This is a genomic window from Bacteroides coprosuis (genome assembly GCF_020741705.1).
Lineage (GTDB): Bacteria > Bacteroidota > Bacteroidia > Bacteroidales > Bacteroidaceae > Bacteroides_E > Bacteroides_E coprosuis.
Genome location: NZ_DYYK01000111.1, coordinates 1 through 17,015, shown reverse-complemented (window position 1 = coordinate 17,015; position 17,015 = coordinate 1). Strand labels below are relative to the sequence as shown.

General features: G+C 36.9%; 14 protein-coding genes. 7 read left to right on the top strand and 7 right to left on the bottom strand.

From position 1 onward, the window contains the following. The first annotated feature begins 302 nt into the window (after window positions 1–302). On the top strand, window positions 303–1,217 hold the full coding sequence (locus K8V80_RS06385) for a hypothetical protein (protein ID WP_276776260.1): 915 nt from the start codon (window positions 303–305) through the stop codon (window positions 1,215–1,217). Between the two features lie 769 nt (window positions 1,218–1,986). Here the strand turns inward: K8V80_RS06385 and K8V80_RS06380 are convergent. After that, complete coding sequence (locus K8V80_RS06380) at window positions 1,987–3,096, bottom strand: glycosyltransferase (protein ID WP_276776258.1); 1,110 nt, start codon at window positions 3,094–3,096, stop codon at window positions 1,987–1,989. Between the two features lie 490 nt (window positions 3,097–3,586). Beyond that, complete coding sequence (locus K8V80_RS06375; RefSeq protein WP_006745303.1) at window positions 3,587–3,757, bottom strand: hypothetical protein; 171 nt, start codon at window positions 3,755–3,757, stop codon at window positions 3,587–3,589. A gap of 336 nt (window positions 3,758–4,093) precedes the next feature. On the opposite strand from K8V80_RS06375, the gene K8V80_RS06370 reads away from it, so the two are divergent. The 6 genes from K8V80_RS06370 (at window position 4,094) to K8V80_RS06345 (ending at window position 12,050) form a co-directional block, all read left to right on the top strand. After that, window positions 4,094–5,638, top strand: a complete 1,545-nt coding sequence (locus K8V80_RS06370) for a sulfatase family protein (RefSeq protein ID WP_276776255.1) — start codon at window positions 4,094–4,096, stop codon at window positions 5,636–5,638. An 883-nt stretch (window positions 5,639–6,521) separates the two neighbouring features. Next, window positions 6,522–7,379 (top strand): TonB-dependent receptor plug domain-containing protein, encoded by an 858-nt coding sequence (locus K8V80_RS06365; RefSeq protein WP_276776253.1) that lies wholly within the window; start codon window positions 6,522–6,524, stop codon window positions 7,377–7,379. Further along, the gene (locus tag K8V80_RS06360; RefSeq protein WP_276776252.1) at window positions 7,337–7,969 is read left to right on the top strand and encodes a DUF1024 family protein; all 633 of its coding nucleotides are present in this window, start codon (window positions 7,337–7,339) and stop codon (window positions 7,967–7,969) included. Before K8V80_RS06365 ends, K8V80_RS06360 begins: the two co-directional genes overlap by 43 nt. Beyond that, window positions 7,875–9,755, top strand: coding sequence for a SusC/RagA family TonB-linked outer membrane protein (locus K8V80_RS06355; RefSeq protein WP_276776250.1), 1,881 nt, complete (start codon window positions 7,875–7,877; stop codon window positions 9,753–9,755). The genes K8V80_RS06360 and K8V80_RS06355 overlap by 95 nt, the downstream gene beginning before the upstream one ends. A 12-nt stretch (window positions 9,756–9,767) precedes the next feature. Further along, window positions 9,768–11,507 (top strand): RagB/SusD family nutrient uptake outer membrane protein, encoded by a 1,740-nt coding sequence (locus K8V80_RS06350; protein ID WP_276776248.1) that lies wholly within the window; start codon window positions 9,768–9,770, stop codon window positions 11,505–11,507. Window positions 11,508–11,699: 192 nt separating this feature from the next. Beyond that, window positions 11,700–12,050 carry a hypothetical protein gene (locus K8V80_RS06345; protein WP_006745306.1) on the top strand — a complete coding sequence of 117 codons (351 nt, stop codon included), beginning with the start codon at window positions 11,700–11,702 and terminating at the stop codon, window positions 12,048–12,050. A gap of 117 nt (window positions 12,051–12,167) precedes the next feature. On the opposite strand, the gene kduI is transcribed toward K8V80_RS06345, so the two are convergent. The 5 genes from kduI to K8V80_RS06320 are packed head-to-tail and all read right to left on the bottom strand — an operon-like array spanning window position 12,168 to window position 16,999. After that, a complete protein-coding gene (gene kduI / locus K8V80_RS06340; protein ID WP_276776243.1) occupies window positions 12,168–13,070 on the bottom strand; it encodes a 5-dehydro-4-deoxy-D-glucuronate isomerase in 903 nt (300 codons plus the stop codon). A gap of 7 nt (window positions 13,071–13,077) precedes the next feature. Continuing rightward, window positions 13,078–14,439 carry a PTS galactitol transporter subunit IIC gene (locus tag K8V80_RS06335; protein ID WP_276776241.1) on the bottom strand — a complete coding sequence of 454 codons (1,362 nt, stop codon included), beginning with the start codon at window positions 14,437–14,439 and terminating at the stop codon, window positions 13,078–13,080. A gap of 18 nt (window positions 14,440–14,457) precedes the next feature. Further along, window positions 14,458–15,126: a bifunctional 4-hydroxy-2-oxoglutarate aldolase/2-dehydro-3-deoxy-phosphogluconate aldolase gene (locus K8V80_RS06330; RefSeq protein WP_276776238.1), complete on the bottom strand. Its 669-nt coding sequence runs from the start codon at window positions 15,124–15,126 to the stop codon at window positions 14,458–14,460. 11 nt (window positions 15,127–15,137) lie between these two features. After that, window positions 15,138–15,920: a gluconate 5-dehydrogenase gene (locus K8V80_RS06325; RefSeq protein ID WP_276776235.1), complete on the bottom strand. Its 783-nt coding sequence runs from the start codon at window positions 15,918–15,920 to the stop codon at window positions 15,138–15,140. 41 nt (window positions 15,921–15,961) lie between these two features. Then, complete coding sequence (locus tag K8V80_RS06320; protein ID WP_006745311.1) at window positions 15,962–16,999, bottom strand: sugar kinase; 1,038 nt, start codon at window positions 16,997–16,999, stop codon at window positions 15,962–15,964. Window positions 17,000–17,015: the final 16 nt, after the last annotated feature.

Here is a 17,015-nt window from a genome sequence, read left to right as displayed (position 1 = left end):
AGGATAGAGTGAGATTTAATCTCTTCGCAGCTTGAGTTTCTCAAAAGAACCCAGCCTTTTAAACCGCAGTTAAAGGTTGGGTTCTTCATTAACTCCTACTCAACTACTGCCACCCACCAAGCATCTATCCTGCCCTACTATTCCCAGTTTTTAATAAGGTACAAAGAATAGAAAGTTTATTACCCTTTTGGATCAAAAAGCAACAAAAAACTTCTTTTAAGCAAATAAAAGAATGGTTGATATTGAAATTAATACAATAATTTGTATCTTAAGTTGACATACCAAATCAATCATATTATACTATGCGAACTGGGATTTATTCTCTTTTCTTTTTATTCCTTTTTTCCTTTAGCAGCTGTAGATACAGCGAACTCGATGAGGATTACAATGAGCTTTTCGATATGATCGAATCATCAGAAACTACAACTCATGCTATTTCTTTTGATACGATGAAAGCAGTAAATACGCAAGATATATCTCCCAACTGTACGACAGAAGATTTATATGGCATACAGGTCTATTTTAAGCCCAACCTTCAAGAATCAGAATACAAGCCTTATGCTTATGGCCTATTTAATGACACACAAGATCTACAAATCAAGTTACTAGAGAACTATTTGTATAAAGTAGTCTGCACTAGAATAGTGAATGGAGTAGAAAAAGTAGCTCATGATGCAGAGTCCAATGCCTATTGGAACCCTTTTATCACACTAACGGCTACCCCTCTCAACAATAAATTTCAATACTCTACTAAAGCAGAAATGAAGGACTTAGGAAAATCACAAACTATGCTAATTGATGAAAATAATCAACATAAGCTCTATAATACACCCAATGTAGATCGCTATTATGGTGAGTTGAATGATTTTCAGCCAAGCTGGGCTGAAACCACCATTACACTAAAACTAAACCGAGTAGCGTGTGATGTTCTCTTTGTACTAGAAGGCGATGATGCCGATGCTCAATTTAAAATATGGATTGATGGCACTCCTATCCCTTATTCTCCTCAAATAGAACAAGGTTATATTATAGTAAGAAATGTAATCACTCTACCCGAAGATAGGACTCAAAAACACCTTTGGTATGACACTGAATATAAGAAAACATTAAATACGGTTCTTTCATGGCAATCCGACCAACAAGAAGAAAGGAACTATTCAGAAAATAAAACATATAGTCACAAACAAGAAAATAATATTATTTTCTATGCCTATTAATAAAAGTCTAAATTTAAAATAACATTTTATTCATTTAGCTGTTCTGTAAATCACAATCACACTTATCATCATCAAACAGGCTACAATACATACTTAGAGGCATTTTCTATTTAAATATTTCTTACCCAGTAGAATTGTCCGAAGAAAATAATATCCCATTTTTACCCAAAAGAGTATATAATTCAATGGCATCTTTTAAAAACTTTAATTATCTTTGAAAAATAGATAAAAGAAAAATAATACATACGTTAATTAAGAAAGTACTTTAATGCAAACTAATTGCAGAGATGGTCATATTATCATCAATCGATAATATTATTTTCATAATACTAATTAATGAATGAATAAAAAGAAAGCTTGTAGATAAGATGTGCTAATTGCTTGCCAGCTATAGTCTACAATTCTACAAGCCCATAAGCGCAGTGTTTTACGATAAGGTTTATTATCAAGTTTAATCTCGTGATTAGTAATTAAAATACATCTATAATTATTATTTTAATAACGCTTCTCACCGATTCCTCTACTACTCTTTTCAGTAGTCTGTATTTAATTAGCAATTGCTAATGATATGTACATAAAAAGTTAATAAATAGTGAGTCGATGCTAAGTGATACTTGCAAACTCAACAGATAGAAAAACTTATAATGAACCTACTTATATTGTAAGACACTCGCTTATTCTTCTATACATAAGGAAGACAAATTCATGTTACACGAAAAAGGTATCCTCTTATCCGTAGGATACCTTTTTTTATGCACATACAACACCATCACAGTATTTGCATCAAAACTTCTAGTTGCCGATATGGATTAAAGAGTAAATCTACCTTATTGAAAGCATTTAAGCGGATGGTTTCTCGTGAAGAGGAACTAGTATATTGGCTCAACCACTTATCTATTCCTTGAGCCAAACTAGCTGATGAACCTTGCGTGAAGAAAAAACCAGTACTACCCTCTTCTATTGCCTCCGACTCGGGCATTTGCTGGTCGAGATTATTATGCGAAGCCACGGGGGTACCATACATCATAGCATGAATAGCTGTTAGCCCCACATTGCCTGGTGAAACACATAACTGGGCATTATAAATTAATTCTCCCAATTCTGTTTCTTCATAGCATGCACCATAAAACCACAGCTGAGAAGTAATACCTAGTTGGACAGACAAGGCTTGTAGGGCGGCTTCATCCTCTCCCGTTCCTATCAATACTACATTTACAGGTTTGCCTACTTCTTGTAACTGAGCAACGGCATGGAGCAAGATATCAATCTGTTTTACCTTTTGCAATCTACCCACAAAGCATAACACGGGATCATCGTTGCCAAAGTGATTTCGATAAATAGCAGTTGGGCTTAGCTGTTGGCGTACCTTTATCTGAGTGTCATAATCGAGAGAATTGTAGATGCAGAAGAGTTTATCCTTATGAATACCTTTCTCTTCTAAAATTTTTAAGCCTCTCTCATTATAAGTAAGAATAGAATGTGCCAAAGAGAAATAGATTTTCTGCACCTCATTATTTAAGGCTGAACCAGAAGAGTGCCAGCCATGTGTCCAGAGAATAGCTCGTTTACCCCATACCCTAGATAAAAGAAGAATAACCCATGAAGAAGCATTCTTTATTTCTCCCGTGAGAATAAAGGAATCATAAGAAAAAAAGTAACGAAGCAATCCTTTCTGCCAGTAGAAGCCTCTCCACCATTTATTCTTCAAAAAACCTTTAAAGCTCTTGAGCCTTGAGGTATCCAATGGCTTAATACTCGTTTGTATTTTATCTCCGAAAACAAAATCAACATTCAGCACCTCTCCCATCTTAGCATATATTGCCTGACGATAATGTGGTCCATAATTGAATGCACACAAAGTTTTTCTATTAGTAGCCATTTTCGGAGTCTATTAAGTAATACGTTATTAATACAATATCGAGTAGATAAATATATCTAGCCCTACAAAACTACTACTAAATGTAAAATTCAACAAATGTTACTTCTACCTTTATTCTTGAGTATAAAGAGAGGAGAGCCATCTCTATGAGATAACTACCCAACACCAAACTGAGTTTTACAATTAATATATAAAAAGGTGTTTTGACTAGAATACGAATAAGATTCTGACACCGATATGATAATACGATGACACCGACATGTTGATACGATGACACCGACATGATGATACGATGTCGGTGTCAAAGTGTATCTATAGCACGATGAAAAAACAGCCGTTTCACTAATGATAACCAAATAAAAAAGCCCAAGTTTAAACCTGGGCTTGTAAAGATTACGATCTATCTTAAATTTTATTCTTTTGTTATTTCTCTATATGCATTCATACTAAAAAGGTTAATAAATACGTGTTCTCTCTAAGCAAATACTACTCAAGCATGTGCTTCTTCATACTCTGCTACCAAGTCACTAAGTTCTTCTAGTTCCATAATTTGCTTGTATTGTTGAGCAGACTTTGTCTCAACGAGCTTTTCTAATTGCTCCATTCTTTTACGTGCTTCTTTGTACTGTTTAGTAGATGTAATAGGCTTAATCTTTCCCATAATACTGGATTTTAATAGATAATTGTACGATTAAATTACTCAATCTAATTGATCGATTATACTTTTAAGGTTCTTTTTTGAGATTAATTAATGAGGAATACTCCTCTGTTTCAAATTTAAAAAAATATTTTTTGAATCATCCCCTATTTTGGAGAAGAAAACAATCTATTTCTTCTCGTTAATCTTTTACAAACACCAGTAAATCATTTTATATTTCAAATTTACTGCAAACCTTGTACAAGAGATTTTGCAAGAATAAAGATAAACTAGTTTTCTTATCTTATTTTTATGATTAATTTTAACAATTGAGAGTATATAAATTATAAACAAGATCCTATGAAGAAGATTTATCCCACCCTCAGCTTAATGGCTCCCCTACTGGCTTGGAGCGGAAAAGCAGATGGAAAAGTAAACAAACCCCAAGATGAAAAGAAACCGAATGTTATTATTATTTATGCAGATGATTTAGGTTATGGAGATTTGGGATGCTATGGTGCTAAAAATGTAGTTACTCCTCATATTGATAAGTTGGCACAAAATGGAGTCCAATTTATGAATGGACATGCTACAGCGGCTACTAGCACACCCTCTAGATATTCGCTACTAACGGGTGAGTATGCTTGGAGAAAACCAGGAACTGATATTGCTGCAGGAGATGCGGGTATGATTATCCGTCCCGAACAGTTTACTATGGCCGATGTGTTTAAAAGTGCCAACTATACTACTGCGGCTTTTGGCAAATGGCATTTAGGTTTAGGAGATAAATCGGGCGAACAAGATTGGAATGCTCCTTTGGCGGCCCATTTGGGAGATTTAGGTTTTGACTACTCCTATATTATGGCTGCCACTGCCGACCGTGTACCTTGTGTATTTATTGAAAATGGTAAGGTTGCTAATTACGACCCCGAACACCCTATTGAGACTAGTTATGAAAAGCCTTTTCCTGGCGAACCTTTGGGAAGTACACATCCCGAACTTTTATACAATCAAAAATCGAGTTACGGACACGACATGGCTATTGTTAATGGCATCGGCCGCATTGGCTATATGAAAGGAGGCGGTAAAGCTCTTTGGAAAGATGAAAATCTGGCAGATTCAATCACAACTCATGCTATAGACTTTATCAAGGAGAATAAAGACAACCCCTTCTTTATCTATTTTGCAACCAATGATGTGCATGTTCCTCGTTTTCCTCACGATCGGTTTAGAGGTAAAAACAAAATGGGTGTTCGTGGAGATGCTATCGCACAATTTGACTGGTCGGTAGGTGAAATTATCAAAACCCTAAAAGAGCTCAACCTAGAAGAAAACACCTTGATCATTCTTTCGAGTGACAACGGCCCTGTTATCGACGATGGTTACGATGACCAAGCAGAAGAACTACTTCACGGCCATAAACCAGCTGGCCCATTTAGAGGGATGAAGTATAGTGCTTTTGAGGGAGGAACAGCTGTACCCGTAATTGTGAGTTGGCCCAAAGCAATAAAGAAAGGTAAAAAATCGGAAGCTCTCCTTTCACAGATCGACTTAATGGCTTCTTTTGCCACTTTGGTAGATACTAAAATACCAAGAGGTTTTGCTCCCGATAGTGAAAACAGACTCGATACGTGGCTAGGTCATAACGAGATAGACCGTCCTTATATTATTCAACAATCTGCCAACCATACCTTATCTGTACGCACTAAGGAGTGGAAGTATATCGAGCCAAATGAAGGTCCCAAGATTGTGCCTTGGGCTCCACAAGCCGAAACAGGGAACCTCCTAGAGCCACAACTTTATAATATGGCCGACGACAATTCAGAACAAGTTAATGTAGCAACTCAGCATCCTGAGAAGGTTTTTGAACTCCAAAATATTTTAAGAGTAGAAAGAAAAAAATAAATACTCTTTTTTTACTTCATAAATAGACTGTCTTTTCTCTAGGCAGTCTATTTTTTTAGGGATAACTCATGCCCCAATAAAGTGATTATGCTCTGTTTTTCTGACATTCTTTTCGATACTCCTTCCTTTGTTAAAACAATCAGTATCTGAATATAACACCCTATCACGAAAAGCAATCTTTTATACTCTTTCTAAATTGTATATTATACACAACAAAAAAAGGCGCTTGATATACTCCTAGTATTACCTAATTATATAAGATTGCTAAATCCAAACTTAGTCTTCCATACCAGTTTCATTTCTACTTTTAATAGCCTCCACAAATCTCTCTTATCCTCTCTTTTACACTTTTGACAAAAAGCACCCTAAGCTCACTAAAACATCCCATTATTACACTTTTATCAAAAAAAAGAAGCAAATAAATAAAAACAGGATAAATATACTGTAAATAATATTCACTTCTACTTTTATTTTTGCAACCTGCTTTAGAAACATCCAAAAGCCATTATATTACATATATATGCCTAACTAGGAATCATTATATGTTAATTCATATAGAATAATAAACAATATTCGAAAAATATATTAACCCTTGTTATTAGTAAATTAATCTTTTTTTATATTATTTAGTTTTACCAAACCACGACAATATGACACTGGAATAGATTTTTAAATAATAAAAGACAAGTATAAGACTCAAATTACTATCAATTAAGAATACAAAAACGCTTATTATTCAGAAGTACTAAAGTCTTAAATATACAACTATCTAAAAACCGCTTATCTAGTTAGTCGTTTCATTATTTAGATTTATTCACATAAAACAAATAATTATACACTTTATTAAAGAGATAAAAATATTTCACTAAACTATTTACACTTTATGTTTAATTTAATTCAAATTATTAATTGTAATAGAGCTTCTGCTTTATTACTTGTTGCAGCGCTATTTTGTGCACCGAGCTACTCGTATAGCAAGGATTCACAAACTGCCAAGGCAAGTAATAAGATAGAAACTCTATCACAGAATACTTCTAGTCAACAGAAGAAAAAGCTGACAGTAAAAGGAAGTATTAAAGACCACGAAGGTGAACCTTTAGTGGGAGTATCCATTCGAGAAGAAGGCAGTAGTAATGGTACTATTACCGATATGAATGGCCAGTTTCAAATCACTGTGGACCAAGGCGCTTGTATTCTTTGCTCTTATGTGGGTTTCCAAGAAAAAAGAATATTCTGTACCAATGATCAAGATATTGACATCAATCTAGAAATTGATAGAAAATTTCTTGAGGAGGTGGTTGTAGTGGGTTATGGTACACAGAAAAAAGTAAACCTGACAGGAGCTGTGGAGCAGGTGAATAACAAAACCCTAAAAGATAGACCAATCGTTAATATTGCGAGTGGCTTACAAGGGCTTGTACCCAACCTTAACATTGAAACTAATGCAGGGCCTAGCAATAGCATTAAAAAAATCAATATACGAGGTATGACTTCTTTCAACCAAGCTGAGCCTTTAATATTGGTTGATAATGTTGAGATGAGTCTAAACCAGATAAACCCAGCCGATATAGAATCTATCTCCGTATTAAAAGATGCCTCTTCGGCAGCAATTTATGGAGCTAGAGCAGCTTACGGGGTAGTACTGATACCACACGTAGTGGACAGAAGAGTGAAAAACCTGTTGTGCAAGTTTCGGCTATGGGCTATTGGCAAAAAGCAAGTGAAAAACCTAAATTACTAAATTCACTTCAGTATCTAGATTACATTGACCAAGCATTTAACAACTCAAATGGAACAGAAAACGAGCACTTCTTCCAACCTAAGATTTATGAGTATGCTGAAAAGTACTTTAAGGATCCTAGAAATAATGAAGCGGTGTTTTTTGATGAAACGATAGATAGATCACTTTATCAATATGTAGGAAATACTAATTGGTGGGATCAGATCTACAAAAAGAATAGTTTCTCTCAGCAGTATAATGCAAGTATATCTGGTGGAAATGACCGTACAACCTATTATTCATCATTTACTTATAATAATGTAGAAGGTTTGTACAAGAATGTAAATGACAATTACCAGAAAGTCAATGCCTTTATGCATATCAAAACCAATATTACCAACTGGTTATCGGTAAGTGTAAAATGTCATACAATTACAATAAAAGAGATACACCATCCAATGGATCGACTTATGGACAACCAGGAGCTGCTATTCTGCACAAGGATTGAGTCCTCTTATGCCCGTATATCATCCCGATGGAAACTTCTCGGGACAAGGACGAGTTGTAAACCCAGTGGCAGTTCAAAAACTAGCTGGTACATCTCAATCTAGAAGTAATAACACCTTACTTTCTGCAGGATTGCAGCTTAAACCACTAGAGGGGTTATTAGTAAACCTAGACTATACCTACTCACAAAACTCAAGTAATCAAGAACAAACGGGATTATCTTTTTTTGAGTATCGAGCAGTACCGGGAACAGAACAGCTCTTCCCTTATACCAATCCGAGTTCTATCAGTTTATACAATGCAGACTCATACCAAAATGCAGTGAACTTATTTGCTGAATACACAAAGAGCTTTAACGATGCTCATAATATAAAAGCACTTATTGGTTACAACCAAGAGTACAATAAGAATAGCAATATGATAGCGGCTCGTTTAAACCTGATCAACCAAGAAAAGCCCTCTATTGATGGTGCTTCGGGAGAAAAGAACACTTATGGTAGCAAAACTCATTATTCTATCAATGGACTTTTTATGAGATTCAGCTACGACTATAAAGGAAGATACTTAGCAGAGTTTAATGGCAGATATGATGGCTCTTCACGCTATCCGAAAGATAAACGTTATAAGTTCTTCCCTTCTGGATCTATCGGATGGAGAATTTCTGAAGAACCTCTTTGGAAAAAGACACCCGCACTTAATTGGTGGACTAATTTAAAAGTGAGAGTTTCTTATGGTTCATTGGGTAACCAAGCCTTAGTGGGTAACTTCGGATATCTACAAGAATACTACGAAACAGAAACCGACTATATCATTGGAGGTACACGCCCAAAAGCAATTATGGCTCCAGAACTTATTTCGGGTTCTATTACTTGGGAAACTGTAAATCAATCCAACTGGGGTATTGATGCTGGCTTCTTGGATAACAGACTAACTGCTGCTGTGGATATTTATCGCAGAGATACAAAAGATATGCTTTGGGATGGAGAATTACTCCCTGCTGTTCTAGGATCTTCTATTCCAAAAGAAAATGGAGCAAGCTTGAAAACAACTGGTTTTGAGTTCTCTATCGGATGGATGGATCAACTTAAAAACGGCTTGAGCTATTGGGGTAGATTCTATTTGGGTGATTCTAAAACTAAAATCACGAAAGTAAACAACCCTACTAAAACTCTACGTTCTCAGTTTTATCAAGGTATGGAGTATGGAGAAATATGGGGATTTGAATCTAAAGGATTATTCCAAAGTCAAGAAGAAATTGAAAAGTCAGCCGATCAGAGTCGTATTGGACAAGCTTGGGGACCTGGTGATGTAAAATATGAAGACCTAAACGGTGATGGCTTTATAGATTATGGTAAAATGACTGTCGATGATTCAGGAGATATGAAAAAGATAGGTAATTCATTAGCTAGATATAATTATGGATTCAATCTTGGATTTGAATACAAAGGCTTTGATTTATCCATGCAATGGCAAGGGATAATGAAAAGAGATGTTTTCTTAAATTCTGATACCTTCTGGGGTATTAATGAAGTAAGTGGCGATAGAGTAAATATTATCAACCCACATACTTTTACTCTAGATTATTGGACTCCCGAAAACCCAAATGCCTATTATCCTAGACCTAAGTTCTTATCTTCGGGAAACAGATTGCCTTCTGATAGATATATTAAAAATGGAGCATATCTAAAACTGAAAACATTAGACCTTGGATATACTCTTCCTTATGAATGGATAAGACCAATGTATATTCAAAATGCTAGGATTTTCTTGTCTATCGAGAATCTACTTACATTCTCACATTTACCAAAGGCTTTTGACCCTGAAGATCTTTCAGCTTCAGCCTACCCAAGACCACGTAAATTCTCTCTTGGAGTAAACTTAACTTTTTAATTAATTTTCAATATGAAACTAAAATATACAATCCCCACTTTATTCATCAGTATCTTGCTCAGTGCCTGTATGGTAACTGACTTAGAGCCTAAAGAAGGGATTACTGATGCTACTTATTGGAGAAGTATTCAAGATTTGGAATACTACACAAATGGGCTCTATGCTATAAATGGATCACATGGTTTTGGTGATACCAATAGCGACAATCTGCTGCATCAAACTTATAACAAAACATTATTTGATGAAGTGGTTATCCCAAAGACAGCTGATGATGGAGGCTGGAGCTGGAGAACTGTGCGCCAGTGTAACTATTTTCTAAACAGATATCATACCGTATCTGCTCCTGAAGCAAAAATAAATAAGTATGTCGCCGAAGTGACGTTTTTTAAGGCTCAACATTACTTTGGGAAAATAAAAGATTTCGGAGATGTTCCTTGGTATGATAATGATTTACAAACTACAGATAAAGAAGAGCTGTATAAAGGGAGAGATCCTAGAGGTTTAATCCTGAAGCACATCATCGAAGATTTAGAATATGCTATTGAGTGGCTTCCCGAAAAAGGTAAGGAAGATCAAGATAGACTACACAAAGATGCTGCTAAATCCTTATTGGCTAGAGTATGCTTACATGAAGGTACTTTCAGAAAATACAATAAATACAAGGATGATTTTTCTGCTGAAGAACTAATTCATAAAGCGGCTGACTTATCTCTCGAAATAATGAATACGGGTAAGTATAAAATTGTAAGAGGTTCTAACGAAGGATGTGGACAAATTCCGTATGAAGGCTACCCTCTTCACTATTCAAACTTATTTATCCAAGATGATTTATGGGGCAATGAAGAAGCCATATTAGCAATTAGATACATTCGTGGTGTTAGTAGATTTGGCCATTTCTTAGGATTCTTATCTTCTCAGATGCCGCAAAGAGGATGTAGTAAAGATTTTATAGAATCTTTTTTATGCGTCGATGGTAAACCCATAGGAGTAAGTGAGCTTTACAAAGGAGATAATACCTTTGAAGATGAAATAGCCAATCGTGACCCTCGTCTTTATCAAATTGTAGATAACGACCACAAGCCATTCTTCATACAAGATGGCCAACAGATACCTAGTGCTCCAGGTTTCCCTGTAAATATTTGGGATGCAGTAACTGGTTACCGCTTGGTTAAGTTTATGCCTGCAAAGCCTGAAGATCAAGAAGCAATTCAAAGTATGTTCGATCAGTTTGCTTTTAGATATGCAGAAATCTTATTGATTTATGCTGAAGCAAAAGCTGAATTGGGTGAATGTACACAGGCTGTGTTAGATAAAACAATTAATCTTTTACGAGATAGAGTTGATATGGCTCACTTGTCTGTCAATCCTATTGCAGATCCTAATCCGATAAACTATGGATACAATGTATCTCCACTACTCTATGAAATTAGAAGAGAAAGAAGAATCGAACTTGTAGGTGAAATAATGAGATGGGACGATATTATGAGATGGAATGCTGTAAAGCTATTTGAAAACCCTAAAACTATGGTGGGATTAAGAATTACGCCAGATATGATAGCACTTGACGGTATGTTAAGTATGAAACAAACCATCAAAATAGATGGGAAAAACTACCTACGTATTTACATTGATAAAGAGATTAATGACCCTAAACGAAAATGGGAACCCAATGATAAGAGATATTTAAGTCCTCTTCCTATTCAAGAATTATCACTAAATCCTAACTTGAAGCAAAACCCAGGATGGGAGTAATCTATGTTTGATCATTCAATCCTATAAAAAACAACCTTCTAGGAGCTATTCACTTTGTATTGAATAGCTCCTTTTTTATAACCACTAGAATAGTGAGGCTTCTCACAAAAATATTTCACTTATTTTGTTTACAATTCCAACTTTTATATCTAATTTATACGCATACAAAAAACCGATTAATAGCCCTTAACTATGAGATGTGTAAAATGCAGACAAGAATTCGATAGGAGCAGAACAGAATCTTGCCCAAACTGCGGTACCAACCAAACTAAATTTATGTTTAAGCCGATTGATCTAGATCCCGAACTTGTAGATTTAGAAAATGCAGATGGCATATTGAGAGCCTTCTCTCGTATTTTCCTGACACTAAGCATTGTCTCTGCAATATTCTGCTTTTTTCTGATGGCTCATCATGGTGGAAGACAACTAGCCATTGCCCTACTCTCCTCTTTTGGTATTATAGCCGTGGGCATACTCGTATGGGGAATATGTAATGTATTGGTCAATATCTCTTGCAACCTTCGCAAGATAGCCAACAAGTAAAACTACTCCAGAATATTCGTTTATAAAAAAAGCTGTGCCTAATTAAAGACACAGCTTTCTCACTGATATGTTCACATTATATAATATAGCGTATATTACGCTGTACTTTCCGATTTCTTATTTTATATCCGTTGGATATACTTTATCCATATCGTTATAGTCTAGGTTTTCACCTGCCATACCCCAGATAAATGTATAGTTACATGTTCCTGCTCCTGCGTGGATTGACCATTCGGGAGAAATCACACTTTGTTCGTTGTGAAGGAAGATGTGACGTGATTCTTGAGGCTGACCCATATAGTGGCATACTGCTTGGTCTTCTGGTAAGTTGAAGTAGAAGTAGGCTTCCATTCTACGGTCGTGTGTATGTGCTGGCATAGTGTTCCAAACACTACCTGGTTGTAGTTCAGTTAGACCCATTTGCAGTTGACATACTTGTACTGTTTCTTTTACTATCAACTGATTGATCACACGTGCATTTGATTCTTCTAATGAACCAGCGTTTATGATATTAGCTTCTTTTAGCGTAATCTTCTTTACTGGGTATGAAGTGTGTGCTGGTGCTGAATTGAAGTAGAATTTAGCTGGTTTACCCGCATCTACTGATTCAAAGCTTACTTCGTGATCTCCTGCTCCTACATAAAGAGCTTCTTTGAAGTTTAGTTTGTAGCTCTTCTTACCTACCTTTACAATACCTTCACCTCCTACATTGATGATACCTAGCTCTCTACGGTGTAAAAAGTTGGGTGCCTTTAAAGGATCAATAGCATCTAGGGTTAAAACCTCACCCATAGGTAAAGCTCCACCTACGATAAAACGATCGTACATGGTATAAACCATATTGATCTGATTCGATTCGAATACCTTTTCGAATAAGAAGTGTTTACGCAACTTTTCTGTATCGTAATTCTTCACATCTTCTGGATGATGTGCATAACGTACTTCATACTGTATGTGCTTTTGTGCACTTACTGACAAAACTGCTACTAAGCAGCATACTAACAGCATTAATTTTTTCATCTTAACTCTATTTTTTTATGATTACATTTTTCTGTCGGTTTAAAACTACTAAGCCCAAAGTAAATATTCCGATAAGAATACTTCCTACCAGTTTTAAATTGGCAGTGAATTGATAGATTACCCAGGTTAGTGGACTAGCGGCAAAGTCGATACAAGCTACCTGCTGGCCATCGGCAATAGCGATGGTTCCTGTTTGGTGAGCTGCTTCGGTAAAAATACCTGCCAGACCTGTTGCGATATAGTTTCCGGCTACCATCATTATTAAGCCAATCAGGAACGTCTTAAAAACATTTCCTTTGGTATAAGGTAGTATCATTGGAAAAACATAAAGCAATCCTGCTAAACTGGTTAGAGGTAAGAACTTATTTCCAGGTAGTGCTACCGACAAGAAAAGCAATACGGGAATAAGTAATATGGTTACCACAAGGGTGGCTGGATGACCGATAACAAGTGCTGGACTCATACCGATCAAGAATCCTGTGGTTTTACCTGCAAATTTTCTTTTGATTAAGTCTTTGGTTGCTTCTGAAATAGGCACCAAACCTTCTATAAATAAAGAGGTGATTCGTGGAATTAGCTCCATCACGGCACCCATTACAACGCCTAGTTTTAGGACATCGGCAAATTCATAGCGAGCTAGACCACCTAGCAAACAGCCTATGATTACGCCCAAGAAGATCGGTTCACCTAGCAAACCAAATTTCTTTTTCATTCCCTCGGCATCAATATTGATTTTATTCATACCTGGGATTAAGTCTAAGCCTTTATTGATCAGCCATGCAAAGGGAGCAAAGGCGACCACAAAAGGTTGTGGAATAGAGATTCCATCCATCTTATCGTAGAACTTAGCAAAGCGATCTGCTGTAAAATCGGCCATGACCAAAGAAAGCACATAGCAGATAATAGCGGCATACAAGCCATACACAACACTATCTGTAGCTACAGCCACGATAGAGCCGATAAAGGCATGGTGCCAAAAGTTCCAAATATCGATGTTTACTGTTTTAGTTCCTTTAACAAGCAAAAGAACTAAGTTGATAATCAAGCAGACAGGAATTACTAAGGCACCTACCGATGAGGTGTAAGCGATTTCTGCTGCTGCTGGCCAACCAATATCCAAGATATCCGTTTGAAGCCCGTAGATATCAGCTAATTTTTGTACGGCTGGACCTAAATTACTAGTTAGCAGGTTTGTGATTACATTTAATCCGATAAAACCCACCCCTACATACAATCCTGAACGTACAGCTTTGGCTACCTTAACTCCTAGCAGGATACCTATTATCGTAAAGATAATGGGCATCATCACGCTAGGACCTAGACCAATAATATAGCTTATACCTGAATTTAAGTGTTCTAAAAAATTCATGTACTCTGTTTTTATGGATTAACGTGCTTCGGCAATATAACCGAGTGCGGCACGACTCATTTCGGTGATTTTTGACCAGTCACGGGCAGCTATTACTTCTTTGGGGAAGAGTTTTGAACCCATACCAATGCAAGTTACTCCTGCTTTTACCCAAGTAGTTAGATTCTCTTGAGTGGGTTCTACTCCTCCTGTTACCATCAATTGAGACCAAGGCATAGGTCCTTTGATGTTTTTTACAAATGAAGGTCCCCCTACGTTACCTGCTGGGAATACTTTGACTACCTCACAACCCATTTCTTGAGCATTGCTGATTTCTGTTACAGAGCCACAGCCTGGAATATAAGCCACCTGACGGCGGTTACATACTTTAGCTACTTCTGGGTTGAACATAGGTCCTACCACGAAGTTTGCTCCTAGTTGTAAAAAGAGTACAGCAGTTGGAGCATCTAGGATTGAGCCTATACCCAACACCATTTCTGGGCAGTTTTCACGACTCCAAAGATGCAAGTCTCTAAATATCTCATGTGCGAAATCACCACGGTTGGTGAATTCAAATGCACGCACACCCCCTTCGTAACAAGCTTTTAGTACTTGCTTGGCTACTTCTAGGTCTTTATGATAAAATACAGGAACCATAGGTACATTTACCATATTTTGGAGAACCTGTAATCTTGAAAAATTTGCCATTGAGTTACTTATTATTTAGGTTGTTTTCCGATATAAGCTAGGATACCTCCATCTACGTAAAGGATATGTCCATTCACAAAGTCTGAAGCACCAGAGGCTAAGAATACAACTGGACCTTCTAAATCTTCAGGAGTTCCCCAACGAGCTGCTGGTGTTTTAGAGATGATGAAATCATTGAATGGATGACCATCTGTACGAAGTGGTGCGGTTTGAGGAGTGGCGATATAACCTGGGCCGATACCATTTACTTGGATGTTGTGTTCTGCCCATTCGCATGCTAGGTTTTTAGTTAGCATCTTCAAGCCACCTTTTGCAGCTGCGTATGCCGATACTGTTTCACGACCTAGTTCACTCATCATAGAGCAGATGTTTATGATTTTTCCTGCACCCTTTTGAATCATACCTGGAGCTACTGCTTTAGATACAATAAATGGACCTACTAGGTCAATATCAATAACTTCTTTGAACTCTTCTACACTAGTTTCTAGTACGGGAATACGTTTGATGATACCTGCATTATTTACTAGAATATCGATAGTGCCTACTGTCTTTTCAACTTCTGCTACCATCGCTTGTACTTCTGATTCCTTAGTTACATCACAAGTAAATCCGTAAGCCTTCAAGCCTTCTTTTTCGTATTCTGCTACCGCTTCTTTCACCATTTCTGAGCGACGAGCGTTGATTATGATTGTTGCTCCAGCTTTTCCTAAAGCCTTTGCCATTGCCATACCAATTCCATAAGTACCACCTGTTACAAGGGCTACTTTTCCTGTCAAGTCAAATGCGTTATTCATTTTTTCTTTCTTTATATAGTTATTAATTGGATTACCTTTTTTTAGCGAGACACTCTACCTGAGCCATCTCCTCCCATTAAGCCTTCTACCTCTTTGACACTCACTAGATTGAAATCACCATAAACGGTATGTTTCAAGCAAGATGCTGCAATGGCAAAATCGAGTGCTTTTTGGTCGTCTTGGGGGTAAGAAATCAAGCCATAGATAAGACCACCCATGAATGAGTCTCCACCACCTACACGGTCTACAATATGAGTTATGTCATATCTTCTAGATTCGTATAGACGATCTGAATGAAGGCAGCCTCCCCAAGTATTGTGATTGGCATTGATAGATCCACGAAGAGTAATAATCACTTTCTTGGTTCTTGGGAAACGTTTCTTCAACTGTACACATACCGATTCGAAGGCTGCACTATCTACATGACCTTTGGTTTGAGTCACATCAAAGCCTTCTGGTTTTATACCAAATACTTTTTCTGCATCTTCCTCATTTCCTAAGATCACATCACATCCTTCTACCAAAGCAGGCATCACTTCTGAGGCTGTTTTACCATACTTCCATAGATTTTTGCGGTAGTTTAAGTCGCAAGACACTGTAATACCTAAGCGATTAGCTGCTTGGATTGCCTCTAGACATACATCTGCTGCTTCTTGCGAGATAGCTGGAGTAATTCCTGTCCAGTGGAACCATTGAGCGCCTTCAAAGACTTCATCCCAATTGATGCTGCCCGGCTGGATAGTAGCAATAGAGGAGTGTGCTCTATCGTAAACTACTTTTGAGGGACGAGCTACAGCTCCTGTTTCTAAAAAGTAGATACCGACTCTCTCGCCTCCACGAAGGATAGCTTGTGTATCTACATTATATTTGCGTAGTTCAGAGATAGCCCAATCGCCTATGTCATTTTGAGGTAAGCGAGTGATAAACTGAGCTGGAATGCCATAGTTCGCTAAAGAGACAGCGACGTTGGCTTCACCCCCACCAAAGGTGGCATTTAAATTAGTTGACTGGATAAAACGTTGGTATCCAGGTGTTGCTAAACGCAACATGATTTCTCCAAATGTGACTACTTTCTTCATTTGTATTCTTATTATT

Excerpts from the sequence above, each read along its gene's own strand:
- K8V80_RS06385 (WP_276776260.1), top strand. The coding sequence starts at position 303 with ATGCGAACTGGGATTTATTCTCTTTTCTTTTTATTCCTTTTTTCCTTT.
- K8V80_RS06380 (WP_276776258.1), bottom strand. The coding sequence starts at position 3,096 with ATGGCTACTAATAGAAAAACTTTGTGTGCATTCAATTATGGACCACAT.
- K8V80_RS06375 (WP_006745303.1), bottom strand. The coding sequence starts at position 3,757 with ATGGGAAAGATTAAGCCTATTACATCTACTAAACAGTACAAAGAAGCA.
- K8V80_RS06370 (WP_276776255.1), top strand. The coding sequence starts at position 4,094 with ATGAAGAAGATTTATCCCACCCTCAGCTTAATGGCTCCCCTACTGGCT.
- K8V80_RS06365 (WP_276776253.1), top strand. The coding sequence starts at position 6,522 with ATGTTTAATTTAATTCAAATTATTAATTGTAATAGAGCTTCTGCTTTA.
- K8V80_RS06360 (WP_276776252.1), top strand. The coding sequence starts at position 7,337 with ATGGGCTATTGGCAAAAAGCAAGTGAAAAACCTAAATTACTAAATTCA.
- K8V80_RS06355 (WP_276776250.1), top strand. The coding sequence starts at position 7,875 with ATGCCCGTATATCATCCCGATGGAAACTTCTCGGGACAAGGACGAGTT.
- K8V80_RS06350 (WP_276776248.1), top strand. The coding sequence starts at position 9,768 with ATGAAACTAAAATATACAATCCCCACTTTATTCATCAGTATCTTGCTC.
- K8V80_RS06345 (WP_006745306.1), top strand. The coding sequence starts at position 11,700 with ATGAGATGTGTAAAATGCAGACAAGAATTCGATAGGAGCAGAACAGAA.
- kduI (WP_276776243.1), bottom strand. The coding sequence starts at position 13,070 with ATGAAAAAATTAATGCTGTTAGTATGCTGCTTAGTAGCAGTTTTGTCA.
- K8V80_RS06335 (WP_276776241.1), bottom strand. The coding sequence starts at position 14,439 with ATGAATTTTTTAGAACACTTAAATTCAGGTATAAGCTATATTATTGGT.
- K8V80_RS06330 (WP_276776238.1), bottom strand. The coding sequence starts at position 15,126 with ATGGCAAATTTTTCAAGATTACAGGTTCTCCAAAATATGGTAAATGTA.
- K8V80_RS06325 (WP_276776235.1), bottom strand. The coding sequence starts at position 15,920 with ATGAATAACGCATTTGACTTGACAGGAAAAGTAGCCCTTGTAACAGGT.
- K8V80_RS06320 (WP_006745311.1), bottom strand. The coding sequence starts at position 16,999 with ATGAAGAAAGTAGTCACATTTGGAGAAATCATGTTGCGTTTAGCAACA.